Annotated in this window: 22 protein-coding genes and 1 other RNA gene; 16 read left to right on the forward strand and 7 right to left on the reverse strand. The window is 34.1% G+C overall.

What is annotated here, in order from left to right; genetic code table 11:
- Window positions 1-243: 243 nt before the first annotated feature.
- The 9 genes from ACJJVT_RS09230 to ACJJVT_RS09270 all read left to right on the forward strand — a co-directional run bounded on the left by ACJJVT_RS09230 (window position 244) and on the right by ACJJVT_RS09270 (window position 11,095).
- A complete protein-coding gene (locus ACJJVT_RS09230) occupies window positions 244-1,899 on the forward strand; it encodes an OstA-like protein (protein ID WP_405398129.1) in 1,656 nt (551 codons plus the stop codon).
- An 8-nt stretch (window positions 1,900-1,907) separates the two neighbouring features.
- Window positions 1,908-3,083 carry an aspartate aminotransferase family protein gene (locus tag ACJJVT_RS09235; RefSeq protein WP_405398130.1) on the forward strand — a complete coding sequence of 392 codons (1,176 nt, stop codon included), beginning with the start codon at window positions 1,908-1,910 and terminating at the stop codon, window positions 3,081-3,083.
- A 104-nt stretch (window positions 3,084-3,187) separates the two neighbouring features.
- Window positions 3,188-4,591 carry a tetratricopeptide repeat protein gene (locus tag ACJJVT_RS09240; protein ID WP_405398132.1) on the forward strand — a complete coding sequence of 468 codons (1,404 nt, stop codon included), beginning with the start codon at window positions 3,188-3,190 and terminating at the stop codon, window positions 4,589-4,591.
- A 17-nt stretch (window positions 4,592-4,608) separates the two neighbouring features.
- Window positions 4,609-5,523, forward strand: coding sequence for a DUF368 domain-containing protein (locus ACJJVT_RS09245; RefSeq protein ID WP_405398134.1), 915 nt, complete (start codon window positions 4,609-4,611; stop codon window positions 5,521-5,523).
- A 13-nt stretch (window positions 5,524-5,536) separates the two neighbouring features.
- Window positions 5,537-6,556, forward strand: a complete 1,020-nt coding sequence (locus ACJJVT_RS09250) for a DUF368 domain-containing protein (protein ID WP_405398136.1) — start codon at window positions 5,537-5,539, stop codon at window positions 6,554-6,556.
- The gene (locus ACJJVT_RS09255) at window positions 6,528-7,280 is read left to right on the forward strand and encodes a shikimate dehydrogenase family protein (protein ID WP_405398137.1); all 753 of its coding nucleotides are present in this window, start codon (window positions 6,528-6,530) and stop codon (window positions 7,278-7,280) included. The genes ACJJVT_RS09250 and ACJJVT_RS09255 overlap by 29 nt, the downstream gene beginning before the upstream one ends.
- 148 nt (window positions 7,281-7,428) lie before the next feature.
- Window positions 7,429-9,447 (forward strand): DUF349 domain-containing protein, encoded by a 2,019-nt coding sequence (locus ACJJVT_RS09260; protein ID WP_405398139.1) that lies wholly within the window; start codon window positions 7,429-7,431, stop codon window positions 9,445-9,447.
- Window positions 9,448-9,549: 102 nt separating this feature from the next.
- A complete protein-coding gene (locus tag ACJJVT_RS09265; RefSeq protein WP_405398141.1) occupies window positions 9,550-10,761 on the forward strand; it encodes a GAF domain-containing protein in 1,212 nt (403 codons plus the stop codon).
- A 13-nt stretch (window positions 10,762-10,774) separates the two neighbouring features.
- Complete coding sequence (locus tag ACJJVT_RS09270) at window positions 10,775-11,095, forward strand: hypothetical protein (RefSeq protein ID WP_405398143.1); 321 nt, start codon at window positions 10,775-10,777, stop codon at window positions 11,093-11,095.
- Between the two features lie 48 nt (window positions 11,096-11,143).
- Here ACJJVT_RS09270 and rny read toward each other — a convergent pair whose 3' ends face one another.
- The 4 genes from rny to ACJJVT_RS09290 form a co-directional block, all read right to left on the reverse strand.
- A complete protein-coding gene (gene rny, locus ACJJVT_RS09275) occupies window positions 11,144-12,712 on the reverse strand; it encodes a ribonuclease Y (protein WP_405398145.1) in 1,569 nt (522 codons plus the stop codon).
- A 49-nt stretch (window positions 12,713-12,761) separates the two neighbouring features.
- Window positions 12,762-12,872, reverse strand: a non-coding RNA gene (ssrS, locus tag ACJJVT_RS09280) — 6S RNA.
- 56 nt (window positions 12,873-12,928) lie between these two features.
- Window positions 12,929-13,225 (reverse strand): cell division protein ZapA, encoded by a 297-nt coding sequence (locus ACJJVT_RS09285; protein ID WP_324028072.1) that lies wholly within the window; start codon window positions 13,223-13,225, stop codon window positions 12,929-12,931.
- 13 nt (window positions 13,226-13,238) lie between these two features.
- Window positions 13,239-13,529, reverse strand: coding sequence for a hypothetical protein (locus ACJJVT_RS09290; protein WP_073246065.1), 291 nt, complete (start codon window positions 13,527-13,529; stop codon window positions 13,239-13,241).
- A 193-nt stretch (window positions 13,530-13,722) separates the two neighbouring features.
- Between ACJJVT_RS09290 and ACJJVT_RS09295 the strand changes: the two genes are divergently transcribed.
- The 3 genes from ACJJVT_RS09295 to ACJJVT_RS09305 are packed head-to-tail and all read left to right on the forward strand — an operon-like array spanning window position 13,723 to window position 18,545.
- On the forward strand, window positions 13,723-15,414 hold the full coding sequence (locus ACJJVT_RS09295) for a M23 family metallopeptidase (protein WP_405398148.1): 1,692 nt from the start codon (window positions 13,723-13,725) through the stop codon (window positions 15,412-15,414).
- 5 nt (window positions 15,415-15,419) lie between these two features.
- Entirely contained in the window at window positions 15,420-17,885 is a 2,466-nt protein-coding gene (locus tag ACJJVT_RS09300) for a carboxypeptidase-like regulatory domain-containing protein (protein ID WP_405398149.1), read from the forward strand.
- A gap of 9 nt (window positions 17,886-17,894) precedes the next feature.
- The gene (locus ACJJVT_RS09305) at window positions 17,895-18,545 is read left to right on the forward strand and encodes a hypothetical protein (protein WP_405398151.1); all 651 of its coding nucleotides are present in this window, start codon (window positions 17,895-17,897) and stop codon (window positions 18,543-18,545) included.
- Here ACJJVT_RS09305 and ACJJVT_RS09310 read toward each other — a convergent pair whose 3' ends face one another.
- Window positions 18,546-19,691: a cysteine desulfurase family protein gene (locus ACJJVT_RS09310; RefSeq protein ID WP_405398152.1), complete on the reverse strand. Its 1,146-nt coding sequence runs from the start codon at window positions 19,689-19,691 to the stop codon at window positions 18,546-18,548.
- A 104-nt stretch (window positions 19,692-19,795) separates the two neighbouring features.
- Between ACJJVT_RS09310 and ACJJVT_RS09315 the strand changes: the two genes are divergently transcribed.
- Complete coding sequence (locus ACJJVT_RS09315) at window positions 19,796-20,302, forward strand: hypothetical protein (protein ID WP_405398153.1); 507 nt, start codon at window positions 19,796-19,798, stop codon at window positions 20,300-20,302.
- Window position 20,303: 1 nt separating this feature from the next.
- Here ACJJVT_RS09315 and ACJJVT_RS09320 read toward each other — a convergent pair whose 3' ends face one another.
- Window positions 20,304-20,846, reverse strand: coding sequence for a Smr/MutS family protein (locus ACJJVT_RS09320; RefSeq protein WP_405398154.1), 543 nt, complete (start codon window positions 20,844-20,846; stop codon window positions 20,304-20,306).
- Between the two features lie 104 nt (window positions 20,847-20,950).
- Between ACJJVT_RS09320 and ACJJVT_RS09325 the strand changes: the two genes are divergently transcribed.
- Genes ACJJVT_RS09325 through ACJJVT_RS09335 form a run of 3 tightly spaced genes read left to right on the forward strand, consistent with a single transcriptional unit; the run spans window position 20,951 to window position 21,872 of the window.
- Window positions 20,951-21,211, forward strand: a complete 261-nt coding sequence (locus ACJJVT_RS09325; RefSeq protein ID WP_299325220.1) for a DUF2752 domain-containing protein — start codon at window positions 20,951-20,953, stop codon at window positions 21,209-21,211.
- Between the two features lie 18 nt (window positions 21,212-21,229).
- Complete coding sequence (locus ACJJVT_RS09330; protein ID WP_405398155.1) at window positions 21,230-21,556, forward strand: CCC motif membrane protein; 327 nt, start codon at window positions 21,230-21,232, stop codon at window positions 21,554-21,556.
- A gap of 4 nt (window positions 21,557-21,560) precedes the next feature.
- Window positions 21,561-21,872 (forward strand): CCC motif membrane protein, encoded by a 312-nt coding sequence (locus tag ACJJVT_RS09335; RefSeq protein WP_073246047.1) that lies wholly within the window; start codon window positions 21,561-21,563, stop codon window positions 21,870-21,872.
- A gap of 51 nt (window positions 21,873-21,923) precedes the next feature.
- Here ACJJVT_RS09335 and rocD read toward each other — a convergent pair whose 3' ends face one another.
- Entirely contained in the window at window positions 21,924-23,204 is a 1,281-nt protein-coding gene (gene rocD / locus ACJJVT_RS09340) for an ornithine--oxo-acid transaminase (protein ID WP_405398156.1), read from the reverse strand.
- Window positions 23,205-23,352 lie beyond the last annotated feature (148 nt).

The raw sequence follows: 23,352 nt of genomic DNA on the forward strand, positions 1-23,352 counted from the left end.
TTAAGTGCTAATCTAAAATTCCAATTAACAGAATATAAAACACGGAACAAAACGCACCACGAAATAAAAATTAGAGATTCAAACAAAAATGCATAAAAATCAAAAACCAGAGCATATACAGTAGTACTTTACTAAATGTATGCTAATAGTTTTATGCGCTCTTTTAAAATGTTCTATTTTTGAAAAAAAAGTAGATTGAAAACCTTTTACTTATCCTTCTTGTTATTTTTAACTTTTTCATTATTGGGATTAGCCCAAGATGCTGCAGCTGAAGAAGAATCAAAACAAATTAATATTGTTTATGGTGCCAACTTCACTAAAAACGAAGCTGAATACCCAGGTGCTTCTATATTCAGTAAAGATGACCGACAAGTACAGTTTGAACATCAAGGTGCCGATTTATGGTGCGATGTTGCTATATACTACCAACTAGAAAATCGATTAGAAGCTATAGGTAATGTTATACTTAAGCAAGGTGATTCGGTCGAAATGACCAGTAAAAAAATCAACTATTTAGGTGATGTAAAATTAGCAAAAGCTTGGGGCAATGTTGTTTTGACAAATTCGGACATGACCTTAAGAACAGATACCCTGCGTTTAGATCGTGAAAAGCAAGAAGCCTTCTACCAAGATAATGGTACTGTAGTAGATTCAGCAAATACCTTGACCAGTAAAAAAGGCAAGTATTTTATCGAGCTTAAAAAGTTACAGTTTTTAGATAGTGTACATATCAAAAACCCTAAATACACGGTAGATTCTGAGCAACTAGACTACTATCAAACATCTAAAAATGCTTATATGTACGGCCCATCTACCATTAACGGAGAAACATATAAACTATATTGCGAAAGAGGATTTTATGACACCAAAGTAGAAACTGGTTACGGAATTAAAAACACGCGTATAGATTATAACAACAGAATTATTGAAGGTGACAGCGTATATTTCAATAAAGTACAAGAATTTGCTTCGGCCACCAATAACATAACCGTAACAGATACTATCAATAACGGTATTATTAGGGCGCATTACGCCGAAGTATACAAGGCAAAAGATTCTGTTTTCGCTACCCGTAGAGCAGTTTCTATCTCGGTACAAGAAAGAGATTCACTTTATGTACATGGCGATACCTTAATGGTAACCGGAAAACCAGAAGATAGAATATTACGAGCCTTTAGAAATGCCAAATTCTACAAAACTGATTTAAGCGGAAAATGTGATAGTATACACTCCGCACAAAAGACTGGTATTACTCAATTAATTAGAAATCCGGTTATTTGGAACGGCGCCAACCAAATGACAGGTGATAGTATTCATCTAAAATCGAATTTAGAAACTGAAAAATTAGACTCTTTAAAAGTATTAAATAATGCCTTTATTATCTCTTTAGACAGTGTTAGCATGACGGGTTACAACCAAGCCAAAGGGATTAATTTGTACGGAAAGTTTATTGAAAACGAATTAAAACTTATTGATCTAGTACAGAATACTGAGGTTGTTTATTACATGTATAATGATGATGACGAACTTATAGGTATAGATAAAACGGTTTGTAGTAAAATTAGAATTACTATGGTGGAAAACGACATAGAAGACCTTACATTTTACACAGATCCTGATGGAGATATTTTCCCTGAAAAAGATTTACCTAAAAATAGCAGAATATTAAAAGGCTTCGTTTGGCGTGGCGATGAACGTATTCTCACTAAAGATGATATTTTCGATGAAGATGATAACAACCTAAAACTCGTTGTTATTAATGGAATTGATAACCCTATTGACATTGATGCCGAAGAACAACAACGTAGTCGAAACGAATCTGACCCTGTCAATAATATTCCTGTACAAAATAAAGCAACGGATCCTAAAAAATCTGTGAAGCCCAAAAAGGTGAAATAGCTTTTCACATGAACAAAGATTTTCTACAATATCAAGCTCAAACTTCTCCCTATCCTTTGGGTATGGAGGTTTCTCATGCCAGCGGTAGTTATATTTATGATACCAATGACAATCCGCATTTAGACTTTGTTGCAGGTGTATCTGCATGCACACTTGGTCATTGTCACCCAGAAGTGGTTGAAGCGATAAAAAATCAAGTAGATAAATATATGCATGTAATGGTGTATGGCGAATATTCGCAATCACCAGCGACTACGTATACCAAATTATTGGCAGACAATTTACCTGCTCCTTTAGAGGTTACCTATTTGGTAAATTCTGGTACAGAAGCTATAGAAGGCGCATTAAAACTTGCAAGAAGATATACAGGTCGTTCAGAAATTATAGCAGCTAAATCTGCCTATCATGGTAATACCATGGGTAGTTTAAGCTTAATGGATTTTGAAGAACGCAAAAGTGTTTTTAGACCCTTGTTACCAGATATTTATCATATTGAATTCAACAACGATAAAGATTTAGAGAAAATTACCACCAAAACTGCATGTGTAATACTGGAGACCATACAAGGTGGCGCAGGTTTTATTCTCCCAAAAAACGATTATCTAAAGAAAGTAAAAGCACGGTGTAAAGAAATGGGTGCTTTACTTATACTAGATGAAATACAGCCAGGTTTCGGTAGAACAGGAAAACTATTCGCCTTTGAACATTTCGAGTGCGTTCCCGATATTTTAGTTATCGGCAAAGGCATGGCATCAGGTTTGCCAGTAGGTGCTTTTACAGCAAGCAAAGAGATTATGCATACGCTGAGCGAGAATCCGAAAATGGGTCACATTACTACATTTGGCGGTAATCCTGTAATCGCAGCATCTAGTTTAGCTACTTTGAATGTATTATTAAACTCGAATTTAATCGCAGAAACTCTAAAGAAAGAAGCACTATTTAAATCGCTATTAAAACATCCGAAGATAAAAGAAATTAGAGGCAAAGGTTTAATGCTTGCTTTGATAATGGATACAGCAGAAACTGCTAATGAATTAGTGCTGCAAGCAAAAGAAAAGAACCTAATTCTCTTCTGGTTATTATTCGAAAATAGGGCCGTCAGAATTTCTCCGCCATTAACTATTTCAGAAAAAGAAATTAAAGAAGGCTGCGCTATAATTTTAGCCCTTCTTAACTCCATGTAAATCAACGTTGTTAACTAATTTGTTAATAATATCGATTCGTACAATGGCTGAAACCCCATACAAACACTTACTTTTAAAATATCTTGTAAAACCAAAAAGTTCCTATGGCGTTAGAATCTAACGAGAGACCGGACAAGCCAATTACAAAATTCGAATCAATGTTGAAGACAGACGATGTCTATTTCTTTGATGCCGAGGATTTTGAAGATATTGTGCACCACTACCTAAATCATGGGAAGGTTTCTTTGGCTAAAAAAGGAATTAAAATTGGTCTAGAGCAACATCCGGCTTCTATAGAATTAAAATTACTTCAGGTAGAAGTCATGGTTTTTGAAAACCAGATGGAAAAAGCTGAGGCACTTTTAGATGATTTACAAAGATTGGATAATTACAACGACGAAATTTATATTCAACGTGCCAATATATTTTCTAAGCGAGATGATCACGAAAGTGCAATAGAATTACTACAAAAGGCATTAAGCTTTACCAACAATAGTTTTGACATTTATAGTCTTTTGGGCATGGAATATTTGTTCATGGACAATTTCGATAATGCCAAAGAAAGCTTTATGAAATGTGTCGAATTCGACGAACAAGATTATTCTTCGCTTTATAATGTGGTGTATTGCTTTGAGTTTCTTGAAGATTACGATGGCGCAATTATTTACTTAAATAGCTATTTAGAAAAAAACCCATATTGCGAAGTAGCATGGCATCAATTGGGTAAGCAATACTATTATAAAGAAATGTTTACAGAAGCCTTGGGCGCTTTTGATTTTGCTGTTATTTCAGATGACACGTTTATAGGTGCATATTTCGAAAAAGCGAAAGTACTTGAGAAATTAGGTAGACATAAAGAGGCCATCGAAAACTACGAAACTACAATTGCTATTGAAGATCCTACATCTCATGCATTTTTAAGAATAGGAAAATGTTATGAAAAACTGAAGGATACCGAAATGGCGAAATACTATTTCTACCAAACAGTTCACGAGGATCCATTATTAGATAAAGGTTGGTTAGCTATAACGAATCTATATTTTAATACTAAAGATTTTGAAAAAGCCATCTTTTACATCAATAAAGCTTTAAACATAGATGGTGAAAATCCGCAGTACTGGAAAAAATGCGCAAATATTCACATGGCATTAAAGAATTATGACCAAGCAGATTTTGCATTTAAACAAGCGGTAGAACTAGGAAATTATGAATTGGACACATGGTTGAATTGGGCTGAAGTAGTTCATATTAATGGTGATGAACCCTCAGCTGTGCAAATTCTATCTCAAGGAAGAGAGTTTTATCCTGAAAGTTTGAAACTTTTGTATAAATCTGTAGGTTATCTACTACTTGCCGAAGACCCCATAAATGCACGTATTATGCTAATGGATGCATTGAAAATTGACAAAAAGCAGAAAAAACTACATTTGTTCACTGAAAACTTTCCGCAATACGGCAAGTCTGAATGGACACAAGAAATTGTAAGAAAATACAATAAAACCTCATAGAATAGGTTCTACATTTCATGGACAATAGAAAACTAAAAGATTATACATTCATATCTCTTAAAGGTATGGCAATGGGTATTGCAGAATTGGTACCAGGCGTATCTGGTGGCACAATAGCTTTTGTAACAGGTATCTACGAAGAATTCATTACTTCGATCAATAACGTTAACCTAACTACTTTAAAAGTTTTAAAAGAAGAAGGCTTTAAAAAGTTCTGGGAGAAATTAAATGGCAACTTTCTATTGTCATTGGTAATTGGTATGATGATCAGTATTTTCTCACTATCAAAAGTTATTGCCTGGTTATTAGAAGAGCACACTATAGTTACATGGTCATTCTTTTTCGGTTTGGTATTGGCAAGTGTCATTTTTGTAGCCAAATCAATTAAAAGATGGAATATTTTATCCGTAGTTTTATTTATAATTGGAACAGTTAGTGCTTTCTATATTACTACCCTACCCCCTTCTGCTAGTTCGGGTAGCCTACCGTTTATATTTTTATCTGGTGCTATAGCCATTTGTGCAATGGTATTACCGGGTATTTCTGGTTCTTTTATATTGGTTTTACTAGGTTCTTATAAAACAGTTTTAGAGGCCGTAAATGAAAAGGATTTTGGCATTATTATCACCTTTGCGTTTGGTGCTGCCTTTGGTATTTTAAGTTTTGCTAGAGTTTTAAAATGGATGTTTACCAATTACAAAGATGCTACGCTTGCTGTTTTAACGGGATTCATCTTAGGATCATTGAACAAAATATGGCCTTGGAAGTATGAAATTGAGGTAATTAAGATTGGTGAAAAAGAAATTGTAATCGACGAGAACATTTCACCTTTCGCTTTTCAAGGCGATAATCAATTAACCTTTGCTATTGTAGCCGCTGTAATAGGTTTTTCTCTTATTTTTATATTAGAAAAATCAGCTTCTAAGAAGTAACGCAAAAACCTACATGAACGAACCCCGATCCTTTACCGATAAATTTTTCTTGGTCGTAAAGGGACTTTGCATGGGTGCTGCCAATAAGGTACCTGGTGTATCTGGTGGTATTGTTGCATTTGTGGGTGGTTTTTACGAAGAATTTATTTATTCACTTCAAAAAATAAATGCTAAAGCTTTTAAGCTTCTTATTAATGGTAGACTTAAAAGTTTCTATCGGTATATAAATGGCACTTTTCTAACACTACTGATTTTCGGTATGCTTGTTAGCTATTTCAGCATTTCGAAAATATTAGACTATTTTTTAGTAACACATGAGCTCTATGTTTGGTCTGCTTTTTTTGGTATGATCCTCGGCTCTATTTATTATATAGGCAAAGATTTTGACTACTGGAAAAAGAAAACATTTACTGCTGCCATTATAGGTTTAAGTGTTGGTGTAGCCATTAGTTTTCTTAGTCCGGCAAAAGAAAACGACAACTTACTATTCATTTTTTTATGTGGTATGATCAGTGTATCGGGAATGACATTACCCGGACTTTCGGGTTCCTTCATATTAATACTTTTAGGTAATTATGTGTTGTTACTGGTAGACTCTGTAAACGCATTATATGATACGTTCTCAGAATTACTAGTAGGTGATTTTAGTTTTACTTCTAATACAGAAAGATTACACACACTTAAAATCTTAGCCGTATTCACCTTAGGATCGGCAACAGGTCTAGTTACTCTTTCACATGTATTGACCTTCGTATTAAAACACTATAAACATGTTACTACGGCAACCATATTGGGATTTATAACAGGATCCCTAGGAGTTGTTTGGCCATGGAAAAAAACTATCTTCAAAACAGGAATAGATGGTGAAAGCATTTTAGATTCTAACGGAAAACAAATAATAATGAACTACGAACGGTTTCCACCAGATATGACCACCGTAGAAAATTGGATAGCTATTATCTGTATTATATTTGGTATTAGTATTTTGCTACTTTTAGATTGGTATGGAAAAAACAGAAAAACAGAAAGCTAATTACGGCTTAATAGGTAAAGATATTTCTTATTCATTTTCAAGAGGATATTTCAAAAAAAAATTCGAAGATATGGGCTTGTACAATTGTTCGTATCAAAACTTTGACCTACAAGCTATTTCAGAATTTCCCACTATCTTCAAAAACACTGAAAATGTACAAGGACTTAATATCACCATTCCTTATAAAGAAGAAGTAATGGCTTTTTTAGACGATATCGATATTGCCGCTAAAAAAATAGGTGCTGTAAATACCATAAAATTTACTGAAAACGGTTTAGTCGGTTTCAATACTGATGCCTACGGATTTCAAAAATCACTAGAACCCCATTTAAAAGAACATCACAAAAAAGCACTAATATTAGGTACTGGCGGAGCATCAAAAGCTGTAGCATTTGTACTTGAAGAACTAGGTATTACATTTTCTTTCGTATCAAGAAGTGGTAAAAATAATGGTTATACATATAATAACTTGACCGATAATATCGTAGCTGAACATACCTTAATCATAAACTGCTCTCCTGTAGGTACATTTCCTAACATTGAAGAAAAACCTGCAATTCCGTATTCTAAAATTGGCAAAAAGCATCTTCTTTTCGACCTAATATATAATCCCGAAGAAACTGCATTTTTATCTACCGGTAAAGCCAATGGGGCTACCATTTGTAACGGACATAGAATGCTAGAGTTTCAGGCTGAAAAATCTTGGGAGATTTGGAACCGTTAAACTCACTACCTACAACTGATCTATAAGCTAGACATTGTAAATTATAGGTTTCCGTTAGATTACTCTTTTACCTTTTAACTAAAAAGACTAATCAATTCTTTGCCAGTCGTAGGGTTGTCACTATCTTGTAAGCATATAATTTAGGAATATGTCTGAGGATAAAGAACAACAATTACCAGAGAATTCAACAGAAGAAAATACTGTAATAGAATCTGCTGAAAATACAACAGCAGAAACAGTAAATACTACTGAAGAATCAACAGAATTACCAACAGCACCTTCAAATGACGCAAATGAAGTTGAAGAAGAGACTGATGTAATGAATGAGATTGACGATTCTAATGCTGAAGACGCTGAAGATACCGATACCGAAAAAAGACATGAAATACCTATGCCAGATTACCATGAAATGAGCATGGAAAATTTGGTGGGTGAATTACAACGCTTAGTTAAGAACGAAAAAGTTCAAGCGATAAGAAAACATGTTGACTCCATTAAAGACGAATTCAATCAGAAATTTGATGAGTTTCTAGAAGAAAAGAAAGAAGAATTTATCGCTAACGGTGGTAATGAGATTGATTTTAGATATAATTCTGTAGATAAACAACAATTCAACGAAGTATACTCAGAATACCGTGACAAGCGTAACCAACATTATAAAAGCTTAGAAAAAAGTCATAAAGAAAATCTTGCCTATAGATTAGATCTTATTGAACAGCTGAAAGCATTGGTGAATGTTGAAGAAGATATAAATACTACATACAACAACTTCAAAGATATACAGGCTAAATGGCGCCATGCTGGTGCTATACCTCGTGCAGATTATAACAATGTTTGGAAAACATACCACCATCACATTGAAATTTTCTATGATTTTTTAAATATTAATAGAGACCTAAGAGATTTAGATTTTAAGCATAATCTTGAAGAAAAAGGTAAAATAGTTGCTAGAGCCGAAGAACTATCAAAAGAACCAGATTTAAATAGAGCCTTTAGAGAGCTACAGGTTTTACACAAAATATGGAAAGAAGATTTGGGACCTGTAGGTAAAGATCACAGAGAAGAAATTTGGGACCGTTTTAGTGCAGCAACCAAAATTATCCACGAAAGAAGACAAGATTACTTTAAGAATCTTGATAAAATAAAAGAGGAAAATTTAGAGCGTAAACATGCAATTATTGCTGAGATAACTACACTTAGTGAAAATGTTTCAAGCAATCATGGTACACTTCAACAACAGATAAAAAAATTAGAAGAACTTAGAGAAGGCTTTTTCAAGGCAGGTCAAGTACCACAAAAAGTAAATTCTAAAACTTGGAACAGTTTTAAAGCAGCAGTTCGTGTATTCAATCAAAATAAAAATGCTTTTTACAAGAACCTTAAAAAAGACCAACAAGAGAATTTAGATAAGAAAAGAGCTTTACTAGAAATTGCAGTTTCAATTAAGGATAGTGACGATTTTGATGCAACTACTTCAGAAATGAAACGCATTCAAGGTCAGTGGAAAAAAATTGGCCATGTTCCAAGAAAGTATTCCGACAAATTATGGAAGGATTTTAAAGCTGCCTGCAATCACTACTTCGACAGATTAAATGCGCTTAAAAATGATGCATTTAAAGAAGAGGAAGCTAATTTCAAACTGAAAGATGAATTCCTTGTCCGTCTTAAGGCATTTGAATTAAGCGGTGACAAAGCTAAAGATTTAGAAGCCATCGAGAAATTTTCTGAAGAATGGAAAACATACGGAAGAGTTCCTTTCAAAAAGAAAAACATCAACCAGAAGTTCGATAAAATTATAGATGCGCTATATGAAAAATGTGGTGTGAGCAAGCAAGAATCTGAACTGTTGAAATACGGTAACAAGATTCAGCAGCTTAGCAATAACGACAATCAAGAACGTGCTATACAGAATGAGCGTGCATTTATCAGAAAAAAGATAGATGAAAGCAAAGACGAAATTAGACAGCTAGAAAATAACTTACAGTTTTTCTCTAACGCATCTGAAACTAATCCGTTAGTACAAGATGTTATCAAAAGAGTTAACCAACACAAAGAATCATTGGCTGCTTGGAAAGCTAAATTGAAAAAATTAAACATCTTAAAAAATACACTTCTCAAAGAAGACGAGGAAACAGAGGTTACAGAAGAGCCTACTACCGAAGAATAAGGATTTTTTAATATTGATGCACATATAACATTTATAACAATAGAGCGTTTAATATGTAAGAAATTACCTACTTAAAAATTAGCGATTAGTTATATCAAATATATGGTTCAGCCAGAAATACCAAAAAACGAACAACAGCGATTAGAAGCATTAAAAAGTTTTAATGTTCTTGATACTCTAGAAGAAAAAGAATACGATGCCATAACACGTATTGCAGCCGATATTTGCAATACGCCAATGGCATTAGTTTCATTAGTCGATGAAGACAGGCAGTGGTTTAAATCTCATCATGGCATAGATGCAACCGAAACTCCAAGAGACTTAGCTTTTTGCGCACATGCTATTAATACACCCGACTCTTTATTATTAGTAAACGATGCAAGTAAAGATGAACGCTTTTCTGATAACCCTCTAGTAACCGGCGGACCATCAGTGCAGTTCTATGCTGGTGCACCATTGAATACTAATGAAGGGGAATCTATTGGCACATTATGCGTAATTGACACAAAACCACGCGCCGAATTTACCGAGAGACAACAGGCTTCTTTAAAAGATTTAGCCGATCAAGTGATGGCACAGCTAGAACTTCGAAGACAACATATAAAGGAAAAGATTATTAATGAAGAATTACGCATAAAAAACAATCAATTAAAGCATTTATCATATCGAATGGCGCATGATATGAAAACGCCTCTTTTAGGCATTAGTTCTGTTATCGGGTTTATTAAAGAAGATTATTCCGATTTTTTTAAAGACACAGAAATCCCAAATTATCTTGGCATTATAAATAATAGAGTTGAGTACATGGAGTCTTTGATCAACGGCATTATTAATTACAACTCGATTACAAATGCTGAAATTAAAATAGAATCCTTTACTATTTCAAAAGAAATACAAGCCGTACTCCAAGATCAAGCTAATAAATCAAAAGTAAATTTAAAATTAGAAGGTTGCGATCAAACCATTAATCACTCCTTAAATAGTTTTCATCAAATATTTAGAGATCTCATATCTAACAGTATAAAATTTACCAATAAATCTGATATTGAAATAGAAGTATCATATAAAGAAAATGAAGATTTTCACTTTTTTGAGTATGAAGATAATGGACCCGGTATATCAGAGAAATATTGGGAAAAAGTTTTTGCTCTTTTCGAGAAATTAAGCATTGAAGATGCTAATGATACTGGAATTGGTTTAACCACCATAAAAGTATTAATAGAGAAGCTTGGAGGCACTATTGAAATTGGAAACCGAAAGGACAAAGAAGAAGGCGTACATTTCAGCTTTACTCTTTCTAAAAATCTCGTTTAATGCTAGTTAGTATATGAAATCAGTAATCTGGATTGTTTTAGTTATTACCACTTTCATTTCTCAACCATCTATAAACGAACAACAAATACCAGCATCTCAAACTAATACTACCAAACAAGATGCATATTCAGTATTAAATACAAAATGTAATTTTTGTCATTCCGTAAAAAAGAATAGAACCGTCTTTTCACTAGAAAATATGGATAACCTAGCAAAAGCGATAGAATATCAAGTTTTTATAAAGAAGAAAATGCCAAAAGGCAGAAAGAACAACTTATCTAGTTTAGAAAAAGAGAAATTATTGAAATGGATTAGTTCTCTCGATAAAACATAAAAAAAGCCTCTATAAATAGAGGCTTTAATTTTATACTATAAACTAAAATTACTTTGCTACATTGACAGCTCTTGTCTCGCGAATTACAGTAACTTTCACCTGACCAGGATAGGTCATATCCGTCTGTATTTTTTGTGAAATCTCAAAAGATAATTGAGCAGCTCTATCATCATTTACTTTTTCGCTCTCAACGATAACACGAAGCTCTCTACCCGCTTGTATAGCGTAAGCCTTCTGTACACCACTAAAACCAAAAGCAACCTCTTCAAGGTCTTTTAAACGCTGAATATAAGAATCTAACACCTGTCTTCTTGCTCCTGGTCTTGCACCACTAATGGCATCACAAACCTGTACGATAGGTGCAATCAAAGTTTTCATTTCAATTTCATCGTGGTGAGCACCGATGGCATTACATACCTCTGGCTTCTCTCCGAACTTCTCAGCCCACTGCATACCTAAGATAGCGTGTGGCGTTTCAATTTCATTTTCAGTATTCGGCACTTTACCTATATCATGTAAAAGTCCGGCACGTTTAGCAATTTTAGGATTCAATCCTAACTCAGCAGCCATAACACCACAAAGCTTTGCTACTTCTCTAGAGTGTTGTAATAGGTTTTGACCGTAAGAAGATCTATACTTCATTCTACCAACTGCACGTATTAACTCTGGGTGTAAACCATGAATACCTAAGTCGATTACAGTACGTTTACCAATTTCAACAATTTCAGCCTCTATTTGCTTTTCTGTCTTCTTAACTATCTCTTCAATTCTTGCTGGGTGAATTCTACCATCTGTCACTAACTTATGAAGTGATAGTCTTGCAACCTCTCGTCTAACAGAATCGAAACAAGAAAGTATAATAGCTTCTGGTGTATCATCAACAATAATCTCAACACCGGTAGCAGCTTCTAGAGCTCTAATATTTCTACCTTCTCTACCAATGATTCTACCTTTAACATCATCAGATTCAATATTAAATACAGACACACAGTTCTCAACTGCTTCTTCTGTACCAATTCTCTGAATGGTGTTAATTATAATTTTTCGTGCTTCTTGTTGTGCTGTAAGTTTAGATTCTTCAACAGTAGATTGAATGTAAGCCATAGCATCAGTCTTGGCAGTTTCTTTCAAACTCTGTACCAATTGATTTTTAGCTTCATCTGCAGAAAGACCAGAAATAACTTCTAATTGTTGAATTTGGCTTTTATGCATTTTATCCAACTCTTCATGACGTTTGTCAAAAAGTTCTTTTTTCTGTTCTACGTCTTTCAGTTTATTATCTAGCTGAGAGTTCATGTTCTTGTTTTTGGCAAGTTCACTACTTACTTGAGACTCTTTATCTCTCGTACGCTTCTCTGCTTCGTTTATTTTTCTGTCTTTACTATTAATAACCTTCTCATGCTCAGCTTTTAATTCTAAAAACTTCTCTTTCGCCTGTAAAATCTTTTCTTTTTTGACACTCTCTCCTTCTACATTTGCATCTTTTAATATGCGTTCAGCGTCTTTCTTTGCGTTTATTATGGTTTTAGAGGCTTTCCCTTTTTCCAAAAATTTTGCTATTGCAAAACCGATTGCCAGCCCAACTATTGCGGCAATAATTATCATTGTACTATCCATAGTGTAATTTATTAATAAAAAAAAAGCCCACATTGGAGAAGTTTTGATCAAACTCCGGTAAACAGGTTTAGGGCTAACAGACTGATCAAGGATCCCTATACAAGTAGGGCTTGCTTTTACAATCTAAACTCACCCTTTTTAAAAAAAATAAATGTTGAGTTTGTCAAAAGGTATTACCAATGTGGGCAGTAACTTAATGTATTTAAAAGAACGTTTTTATTTCAAAGCTAATTTAGATGACACCAAATCTTCTAGCGCTTGTAAACGCTCTTCAGCTTCTTTGGTACCTTCTGTTTGCTCTATGCCATTCTGTTCAATTTTAGACGCAAATTGTAAGGCACACATGGCCAAAACATCTTGTTTGTCTCTAACTGCATAATTCTTCTCAAATTTTTTAGCCAACTCTTCTATATTTTTAGCTGCTTTACGCAAGCCTTCTTCCTGAGCAGGGTCGATAGTCAATGGGTAGACCCTATCAGCAATAGAAAGTTTTATTTTGAGCTTTTCTGACATATTATTATAAACATTACTCCGACAATTGAGCTATACAATGGTCCAACTCTCGTATTAATGTATTTATTTTAAGCTTAGCTTCTGTTTTATTGGTATTACTGCCAAGCATTGAATTAGCAAGTTTGAGTGAATTATATTTTTCTTCCCATTCAGACACCGTCTTACTGGTATTTTCTTGTGAAGATTTTATATTCGTTAATTCTTTTTCCAATTCAATATTAGCATTGTTTAAAACCTCAAGTTTATGCAACAATTTGCTAATTTTATTTTCTAAAGAATCAACAATTTTAATTAACTCGCCCATACATTACAATCAATGCGATTTACACAAAGTTAACATACATTATATGACTTAGCAATAGTTTTTTGAAATATTCGTAAATCTGTTGTTCTTAATTTCAGAATAGATTACAATAAACTCTTTATTATAATTTTAGCGTCCTCAACTTCACGGAATTGTTATTGATTAATTATTTTCGCACTATTGCTGTCTACCTATGAAAAAAATATCCCTTGGTCTGTTATTATTATTTTGTTTTAATCTTTTCGCACAAGAAAATCATCCGAAAGATGCTTTTGGACCACCTATGGATATACCCATTATTCTAGCGGGTACATTTGGCGAGCTACGTTCTAATCATTTTCATTCTGGTGTTGATATTAAAACACAGCAACGCGAAGGTATTCCTATAAACGCTATCGGCGATGGTACTATTACCCGTATTAAGGTTTCTCTTTGGGGCTACGGCAAAGTTCTTTATATCGCTCACCCAAACGGATATACTTCTGTTTATGGGCATCTTCAGAAGTTCTCACCTACTATTGAAGCGTATATTAAAAAATTACAATACAATAAAAAGTCATTTGAAGTAGAGGTTTTTCCTGACTATGGAGAGCTGAAAGTGTCTAAAGGCGAACTAATTGCCTATAGTGGTAATACTGGCGGTTCTGCTGGTCCGCATTTACATTTTGAAATTAGAAGTAGTATTTCTGAAAAACCGACCAACCCTTTAATGTATGGTCTAGATGTTGCCGATGCTACAAATCCTATCCTAGAAAAATTATTTGTTTATCCGCTAACAGATAAATCTCATGTAAATAATAATTATGAACGAACACAGGTAAACTTCAGCAAACAGGCTGATGGTTCTTTTTTAGCAGATAAGGTTACTGCTCTTGGTGATATTGGAGTCGGTTTTATTGGTTTTGATAGGTTAGATATGGCCGCCAATAAAAACGGAGTTTATAGTGTTGAACTTAGTGTAAACGGAAAAATATATTCCCTTTACGATTTTGAGTCATTTTCATTTGGCGAGACTAGATATATAAATACGCTTGTAGATTATGATTACTATGGTAGAAATAGACAGAAAATACAGAAGAGTTTTAAATCGCCCGGCAACAACCTAAGTATTTATAAAGACTTATATAACGACGGTAAAATAAAAATAAACGAAGGTTTAAGTTATACCGCCAAATTATTGATCAAAGATTATGCAGGCAATAAGATCGAACTTAATATACCTGTTGAAGGGGTAAAGAATTTATTAGGCAACAAAAAAGTAATTGCGAAAACAGACAATTACGTGATTGCCAAAAAACCTAATAATTTTGATTTAGGTGGTGCCAAAGTTTATTTTCCAACAAACACTTTTTATGAAGATTTTTATATCGATTTAAAGAAGGGAAAAGACACCGTAACCATTCATCGTAACACAATACCGGCACACAAAAATTTCACGATAACTTTTGATGTTTCTAAATATTCAAAAGAAGAACAAAAACAATTATTTATAGCTCGGTTAGATTCTAAACTTAGACCAAACCATGCGAACACCTATAAACGTGGTAACGAATTTACAACGCGAACACGTAATCTAGGTACCTACACTTTAGCTAAAGATTCTGTTGCGCCCACTATTAGAACCAAGAATTTCAAAGACAAGCAATGGTTAAACAATTATAAATACTTGAGTGTACAAATAGCTGATGACTTAAGTGGTGTAGATAAATATTCTGCTACATTAAATGGCGAATGGATATTAATGGAATACGAACCTAAGCGTAATACTTTGACCTATAATTTTGATGATAAGATTGCAGATCAAACGCAATGTGTACTTGAAGTTACCGTTACAGATAATGTAGGGAATACGAACACCCTAACCACCTCTTTTTATAGAAAATAACATATTTGAAACTACCTAACGTTCTAAGCCTGATACTATTACTATGCAGCGCCATTGGTTTTGCACAGAATGCTACTATTTCAGGTATAGTATTAGGAAATGATAATGAACCCTTACCTAATGTAAATATTACTAGTAAAGATTTAGGGACCACTACAAATACTGACGGTTTTTACATTTTAGAAATTACCTCAGATGAAGAGAACACTATAGTTTTCTCTCATATTGCTTATTTAGATGTTGTTTTAGAAAATATTATATTAAACACGAACGAGACGTTTGAGTTCAATCCTGTCTTAAAAAGTGATGTCACCCAGATAGACGGAGTTACCGTTTCTGCCACTGGCGAAAAAGAAGTCAGCAATATTTTAAACATATCTCCAGAAAAAATCAGAAAGATACCAGGTGCAAATTCCGGAGTAGAAACAATATTGAAGCTATTACCTGGTGTATCGTCTAACAACGAATTAAGTACACAATATGCTGTACGTGGTGGCAACTACGATGAAAATTTGGTTTATGTAAACGAAATAGAAGTATATAGACCCTTTCTAATTCGTTCTGCACAACAAGAAGGGTTGAGCTTTGTAAATAGCGACTTAGTACAAAATGTAAAATTTTCAGCTGGTGGTTTTCAAGCGAAGTATGGCGATAAACTAGCTTCAGTTTTAGATATAAAATATAAAACCCCTACCCTATTTTCTCTTCGGGCTGATGCAAGTTTTCTTGGCGCAAGTGCTAGTTTAGAAACCGTTTCTAAAAATCAAAAGTTGAGTTCTGTATCTGGTGTGCGATATAGAAATAACTCTTTATTGGTTAATAGTCAGCAGACACAAAGCAATTTTAATCCAGCATTTACAGATGTTCAAAGTTATTTGACGTACCGTTTTTCAACTAAGTTTCAACTTAATTTTCTAGGAAACCTAGCTGTCAACGATTATAAAAATGAACCATTAAATAGACAGACTAATTTTGGCACCATAGATAATCCGCAGGCATTGGTTGTCTATTATGAGGGACAAGAAAACAATAAATACACTACCGCCTTAGGTGCTTTAAAAGGAAGTTACTTTTTAAATGATAAGACCACTCTAAAACTTATTACATCTATTTATCATACCATTGAAGAAGAATACTCAGATGTTGTTGCAGCCTATGAACTTGGTGATGTTGATAGCAATTTGGGTAGTGATAAGGCCGGCGAGGTATTAACATCTCGTGGGATCGGTTCTCAATTCAACCGTACAAGAAACGATTTAGATGCCCTAATATTCAATTTAGAACACAAAGGTTCTCACACCATGAATAATTCTATATTGGAATGGGGAGCAAAATATACTCATGAAGATATACGAGATCAGTTGAGAGAATCTGAGTTTATTGACTCTGCCGGATTCTCTATTAGACCACCTCGCCCTGAATTCATTAACAATCAACCTTCTGAACCTTTTGATGCTCCATTAGAAGCCTATACTGGGTTAAATGCTTTAAACTTTGTAAAAACGAATCGGTTTTCTGGTTATGTTCAAGTAGGAACCCAAAAAACATGGAACAACGCAGATGTATACTATAATATAGGTGTACGCTCACATCATTGGACGGTGAGCGGTACGGGTGTAGAGAAAGTATCACAAACTGTATTTAGCCCGCGTGCACAGTTCGCTATAAAGCCCGAATGGAAAAAAGATATGCTCTTTCGACTTTCTGCCGGAGTTTATCATCAACCTCCTTTTTATAGAGAATTACGCGATAATACCGGTACTATAAACCCCAATGTAAAGGCACAAAAAGCTTTTCATATTGTTGCAGGAAATGAATACAGCTTTCTGCTTTGGGACAGGCCTTTTACACTGATTAGCGAAGCATATTACAAGAAATTAGAAAATGTTAATCCGTATACCTTAGAAGATGTTCGCATTCGTTACGCTGCTAATAATGATACAGAAGCTTATGTCTATGGCGCCGAAGTTAGATTAAACGGTGCTTTTGTACCTGGCACAGAATCTTGGGTAAGTCTAGGTTATTTAAAAACTGAAGAGAACAGAAATAATAGAGGCTACATACCTCGCCTTACTGATCAACGCGTAAAATTTGCTATTCTTTTTCAAGATTACATACCTACAATACCAGATGTAAAGATGTATTTAAACCTAGTTTATCAAACTGGTGTTCCTGGTGGTTCGCCAAGTTATGCCGATCCATATATTTTTCAGAATAGATTAAGAGATTATAAACGTGCAGATTTAGGAATTTCCTATATTTTTGCAAATAAGGATAAACAATTTCCAAAAACACATTGGCTTCATAATTTTAAAGAATTGAGTTTAGGTTTTGAAATTTTCAATTTATTCAACAATCAGAATTCAATTACCAATACTTGGGTTAGAGATGCAGATAGCAAGAATGAGTATGCTGTACCAAATTATCTTACTTCTAGAGTGTTAAATTTAAAATTAGGGTTACGCCTTTAAACATTACAAATGAAAAGAATACTTTTCTTACTAGCACTTATTTCTTCTTTCGCCGTTGTGGCTCAGAAAAACATTTATGAAAGTCCGAGTTTTGATGCCTTGAGTGCTGATCATAATATTTTAGCTATTATACCTTTCTTGACCAATTTAGATTTAAATGAAAAAGTCTCTAAATCTGAACAAAAAAGGCTGGAAGAGAACGAAGGTTATGCTGTACAAAATGCTTTAGAGACGTATTTTTCTAAACGTAGTAAAAAGAAAAAGTTACCGGTAACCTTTCAGAACATCGAAAATACGGCTGCTATATTAGCAAAGAAAAATATTAGCTATGACAACATCGATGTCTATACTACCAAAGAGCTAAGTGAAATTTTAGGGGTAGATGGCATTATCAGTGGCACTTTAGATTTGAACATACTACTATCTAACGGCGTACCAACAGAGTTCAGTTTCACCGATTACTTCTCAGGCGGTGCTAATTATGGCCGTATTGGTATTAAGATAAGCGATGGTGGTTCTGGTAAATTACTTTGGAAATACGAAAAGGAAATTAATAAGAAAACTGGCAAAAATACCACCGACCTTATTGATCGTATGATGAAGTTAGCGATTAGAAAATTCCCCTACGAGAGAGAGCGTAAACGCGATCGTAAGAACTAACTACGCTTCTATAATATCTTTTAAAACTCCGATAGTATAATCGATTTCTTCTTTGGTAGTATACGTAGAAAATGAAAAGCGTACAGATGGCTTTTTCATATCTTCAGCAGACAATACTTGTGCAAGTACGTGAGAACCTGCATCGCTACCAGACTGGCAAGCACTACCTTTAGAACAGGCAATACCTTTCATATCTAAATTGAATAAAAGTAGCATTGACTTAGCTTCAGAAATAGGCAAACAAACATTCACTAAAGTATAAGTACTTTTATCTAAATCACCCGAATGTCCATTAAATTTGGCACCTGGTATTTCTTTATTAACCTGCTCGACGAAGTAAGATTTTAATCCCTCAACATATTTCTTGTCTTCCTCTAAATTATCATAAGCATGTTTAAAAGCTTCTTCTAACCCTACGATATTATGAAAAGACTCGGTACCAGCTCTAAGTCCGCGTTCTTGAGTTCCGCCAGATATCATACTGCTTAAACCAGAATTTTTACGAATAAAAGCAAAACCAATTCCTTTTGGACCGTGAAACTTATGCGCTGCGGCGGCTAAGAAATCTATAGGGAATGCTTTTACATCCCAATTAAAATGTCCGAGAGATTGTACCGTATCAGAATGAACTAAAGCTCCGTATTTCTTCGACAAAAGCGTAATCTCTTCTAAGTCTATTTTATTTCCAATTTCATTGTTTACATGCATTAAGCTAACCAACTTCTTAGAATCGTCTTTCTGCAAAAGAGTTTCTAAATGGGCAACATCAGGATTACCAAATGCATCTAAATCCACATATAATAATTGAATTGAGCCCTTTTGCTCTAACTCTTCTACCGTATGTAAAACTGCATGGTGCTCAATTCTAGTAGTAATAATAGTTTTTACATCTAAATCGCGAACAGCACATCTAATAATCATATTATCTGCCTCGGTACCACCAGATGTAAAAATAATTTCTGAAGGCTGTGCATTAATATACTTAGCAATAGTTTTACGAGCACTTTCAATGGCTGTCTTTGCCGTTCTACCAAAACTATGTGTAGAAGAAGGGTTACCATAAGTACCTAAGGCATCTTGCATTTTTGCAATAACATTAGGATGAATTTGCGTAGTGGCTGCATTATCTAAATATACATGTTTCATATAAGCCTACTCTTAAAATAAATAATGAACAAAAATAGTTAATTAACCCATAATTGACAGTGATGCTACAGACAGATTTCCAATTTTTAAATTAAATTTGAATTATGAAAAAATACCTCTTAATTGGTTGTTCGATTTTGTTCTTTGGATGTAATGATGGTGACCTTCAAATAGAAACTGTAGATTTTGATAGTATCGAAACTATTCAAAGCTGTAATGATGTTTTTGCGACGACCGAAAATGTACTGTTCAAGATAAATGGTGATGAGGCATTAATTTTGACCATCCCCAGCGGACTATTAAAAAATGAAGTAACGGTTTCTAGTTTAGAAAGTGCAGTACCTGGTAATTCGCAAATTAGTTATAGAATTTTCTCAGAGACTGTTACTAATGCATATTTCTGCGATTCGCCACCACCACTTACACCAACTGTTTTAGAAGAAATTGAAGCTGAAAGTGGTGATATAATTGTAACGACAACTACTGAAGACAGTATTACATTCACACATACCATTCAACTTAGCGGTATAACCTTTTTAAATGAAAACGGTAGTAGAATTACAGATTTACAAATAAGTGAATTTGGTACTGTAACTACAACTGCAGAGTAATCTAAAAATTCTGAAAAATATAGACTTCGGTAGCCCCTAGCCCATATTTTTGATAATCTGCATCGTAATATTTTACGTTATCGTATTTTCTGAACAAGTAGCCTAATTCTTCTTTTAATACACCTTCGCCAACACCATGTATAAATACAATTTTTTGTATTCGTTTACTAATGGCAAAATCTAACTGACGTTTAGCAGTATCTAACTGTAGGTTGAGCATATCGTACTTACTTACCGATTTAGGGTTTTTCATTAGTTGATTGATATGTAAATCAACTTCCATTTTTGGTGCAGTACGTTCTTTAGCCTTTAAAACTGTTGCCTTTCTACGCTTAGGTATTTCCTTTTCCTTTTTAATTTGAGCGATTTCATAATTAGAAACTCTAATATCGTCTGCAATTAAAACCAGCTCACTAGCAGCGAATGTTAAAGGAAAACCATCGTCACTTAACATGGTAATATTAGTACCATTAATAGATTCAACAACGCCTTTAATAACATCATCAATTGTTTCTACGGTATCGCCAATATTAAAATGAGACATGTTTTTGTTTTGAATACACAAAAATAATGGTAATTTTCGGACTATTAATTTATTTACAGATGCGCCTTAAGGCATTACTTATTTTTCTGGGATTAGAAAGTTTCATGCTACCCTGTTTTACCAAACAGTTATTGGGCGTAGATTGCCCTGGCTGTGGGTTACAGCGCTCACTATTATTTTTAATAAAAGGTGAGTTTATATCCGCTTTTCTAATGTACCCAGCTATTTACCCTATGCTATTACTCTTTGGCTTTTTAGGGCTTAATAAACTATACCCAATTAAACACTCAAATACAATTACAATTACGCTTATGGTAAGCACCGTAGGTTTTATACTAACCAATTATATTTTAAAATTCATCTAATAACTAAACCTTTAAATTATGGAACAACAAAAATTACCCAATGTAACGTTAGCATTAGTACTAGCTATTTTAGGATTTGTATGCTGCTGCTTTGGTGGAGTACCTGGAATTCTATTTGGCGGTATTGCTTATTTTCTAGCGACTAAAGACGAAAAAACATATAAAGAAAACCCTGACAACTATTCTAACTATAGTACTTTAAAAACTACTAAAACAGTTTCAATTATTGTATTAGTTATTGGTATTCTTTATTTAGCATATTCAATCTACGGTATCATGAGTATTGGTGGATGGGAAGCATATATGGAACAAGTTCAAATAATGACTGAACAATACTCTCAATAACTAAATGAACAATTCAGAGTACCAACAAATACCAGGTTCTAGCAACGCATTAACTTTTGGCATTTTATCTATTGTACTAACCCTTTTCTGCTGTGGTCCTTTTGGTGCCATATTCAGTTTTATTGGTTTAAGCAATGCTAAAACAGCAAAGAGACATTACGAGGCTAATCCTGGTAATTATAGAGGATATGAAAATATTAGTACGGGAAGAATTCTCTCTTATGTAGGTCTAGCTTTAGCCCTAATATATCTAGTGTTTTGCATTCTTTATTTCGGATTGATAATGGCTTTCTTTATGACAGCCGATTTTCAATAAGAAAATAATAATCAAAAAAAATCCCCGATTTACATCGGGGATTTTTTATTACTAGTTTTTAAACTCTTTCAGTGTTTTTATAATAATAGAAACACAATCTAAAAGTTGTTCTTTTGTCATCACCAATGGTGGCGCGAATCTTATAATATTACCATGTGTTGGTTTTGCCAGTAATCCGTTTTCTTTTAAGGCCATACAAATATCCCATGCAGTAGAACTATCTTCACTGTCATTAATAAGTATTGCATTTAAAAGACCTTTACCACGAACACTATTTACCAAATCGGTAGTCGGTATAAATTTATTGAGTTCTGCTCTAAAAAGTTCACCTAATTCAAATGCATTTTCTGCAAGCTTCTCGTCTTTTACAACTTCTAAAGCAGCCATACCAACAGCAGCAGCAATTGGGTTACCACCAAACGTACTACCATGATTTCCTGGTCGTATAACATTCATAATGGCATCATTCGCCAAAACAGCAGAAACTGGGTAAGCACCACCAGACAAGGCTTTACCTAATATTAAAATATCTGGTTTAATTTCTGGTGTACCACTACAATGCTTATCTGCACAAGAACAATTACCACAAGTAGCCAGTAAACGACCTGTTCTAGCAATACCTGTTTGTACTTCATCTGCAATAAACAATACATTATACTTTTCACATAATGCTTTAGCTCCGCTTAAATAACCTTCAGAAGGCACATAAACTCCCGCTTCCCCTTGAATAGGTTCTACCAAAAAGCCTGCTACGTTTGAGTTTGATTTTAAAACTTCTTCAAGAGCAGATAAATTATCGTACTCTATTTTAATGAATCCGTCAGTATATGGTCCGAAGTTCTTACGAGCTACAGGATCGTTAGAAAAAGAAATAATTGTAGTTGTACGACCATGAAAATTGTTCTCGCAAACAACAATTTCAGCCGTATTTTCTGCAATACCTTTTTCTTCATATGCCCATTTTCTACAAATTTTCAAAGCCGTCTCTACAGCTTCTGCACCCGTATTCATTGGTAATAACTTATCGAAATGAAAAGTCTCTGTTGCATATTTCTCATACTTACCCAACATATCATTGTAAAATGCTCTAGAGGTCAAAGACAATGTCTTGGCTTGCTCTGTCATTGCATTTACAATTTTTGGGTGACAATGCCCCTGGTTTACTGCAGAGTAAGCAGAAAGAAAGTCATAGTATTTTTTTCCTTCCACATCCCAAACATGAACACCTTCTCCTTTGCTTAATACAACAGGTAATGGGTGATAATTGTGGGCTCCGTGTTTTTCTTCTAATGCAATAGCATCCTTAGAAGTGATGTTTTCTAAAATTGACATGATAAAAATTACTTTAAATAAAACTTTAGCAATTCCTTCTATACCTTTTTCCTTTCAAATCCCGAAAAAGAAATCGGGGCGAAAATTCAGCGTGGGAGAGAAATCATCCTGTAGAATTACAAACATAATAAATATTTTTTTTGAACTA

It is taken from the genome of Maribacter sp. Asnod2-G09, assembly GCF_045063795.1.
In the GTDB taxonomy this organism is placed as follows: domain Bacteria; phylum Bacteroidota; class Bacteroidia; order Flavobacteriales; family Flavobacteriaceae; genus Maribacter.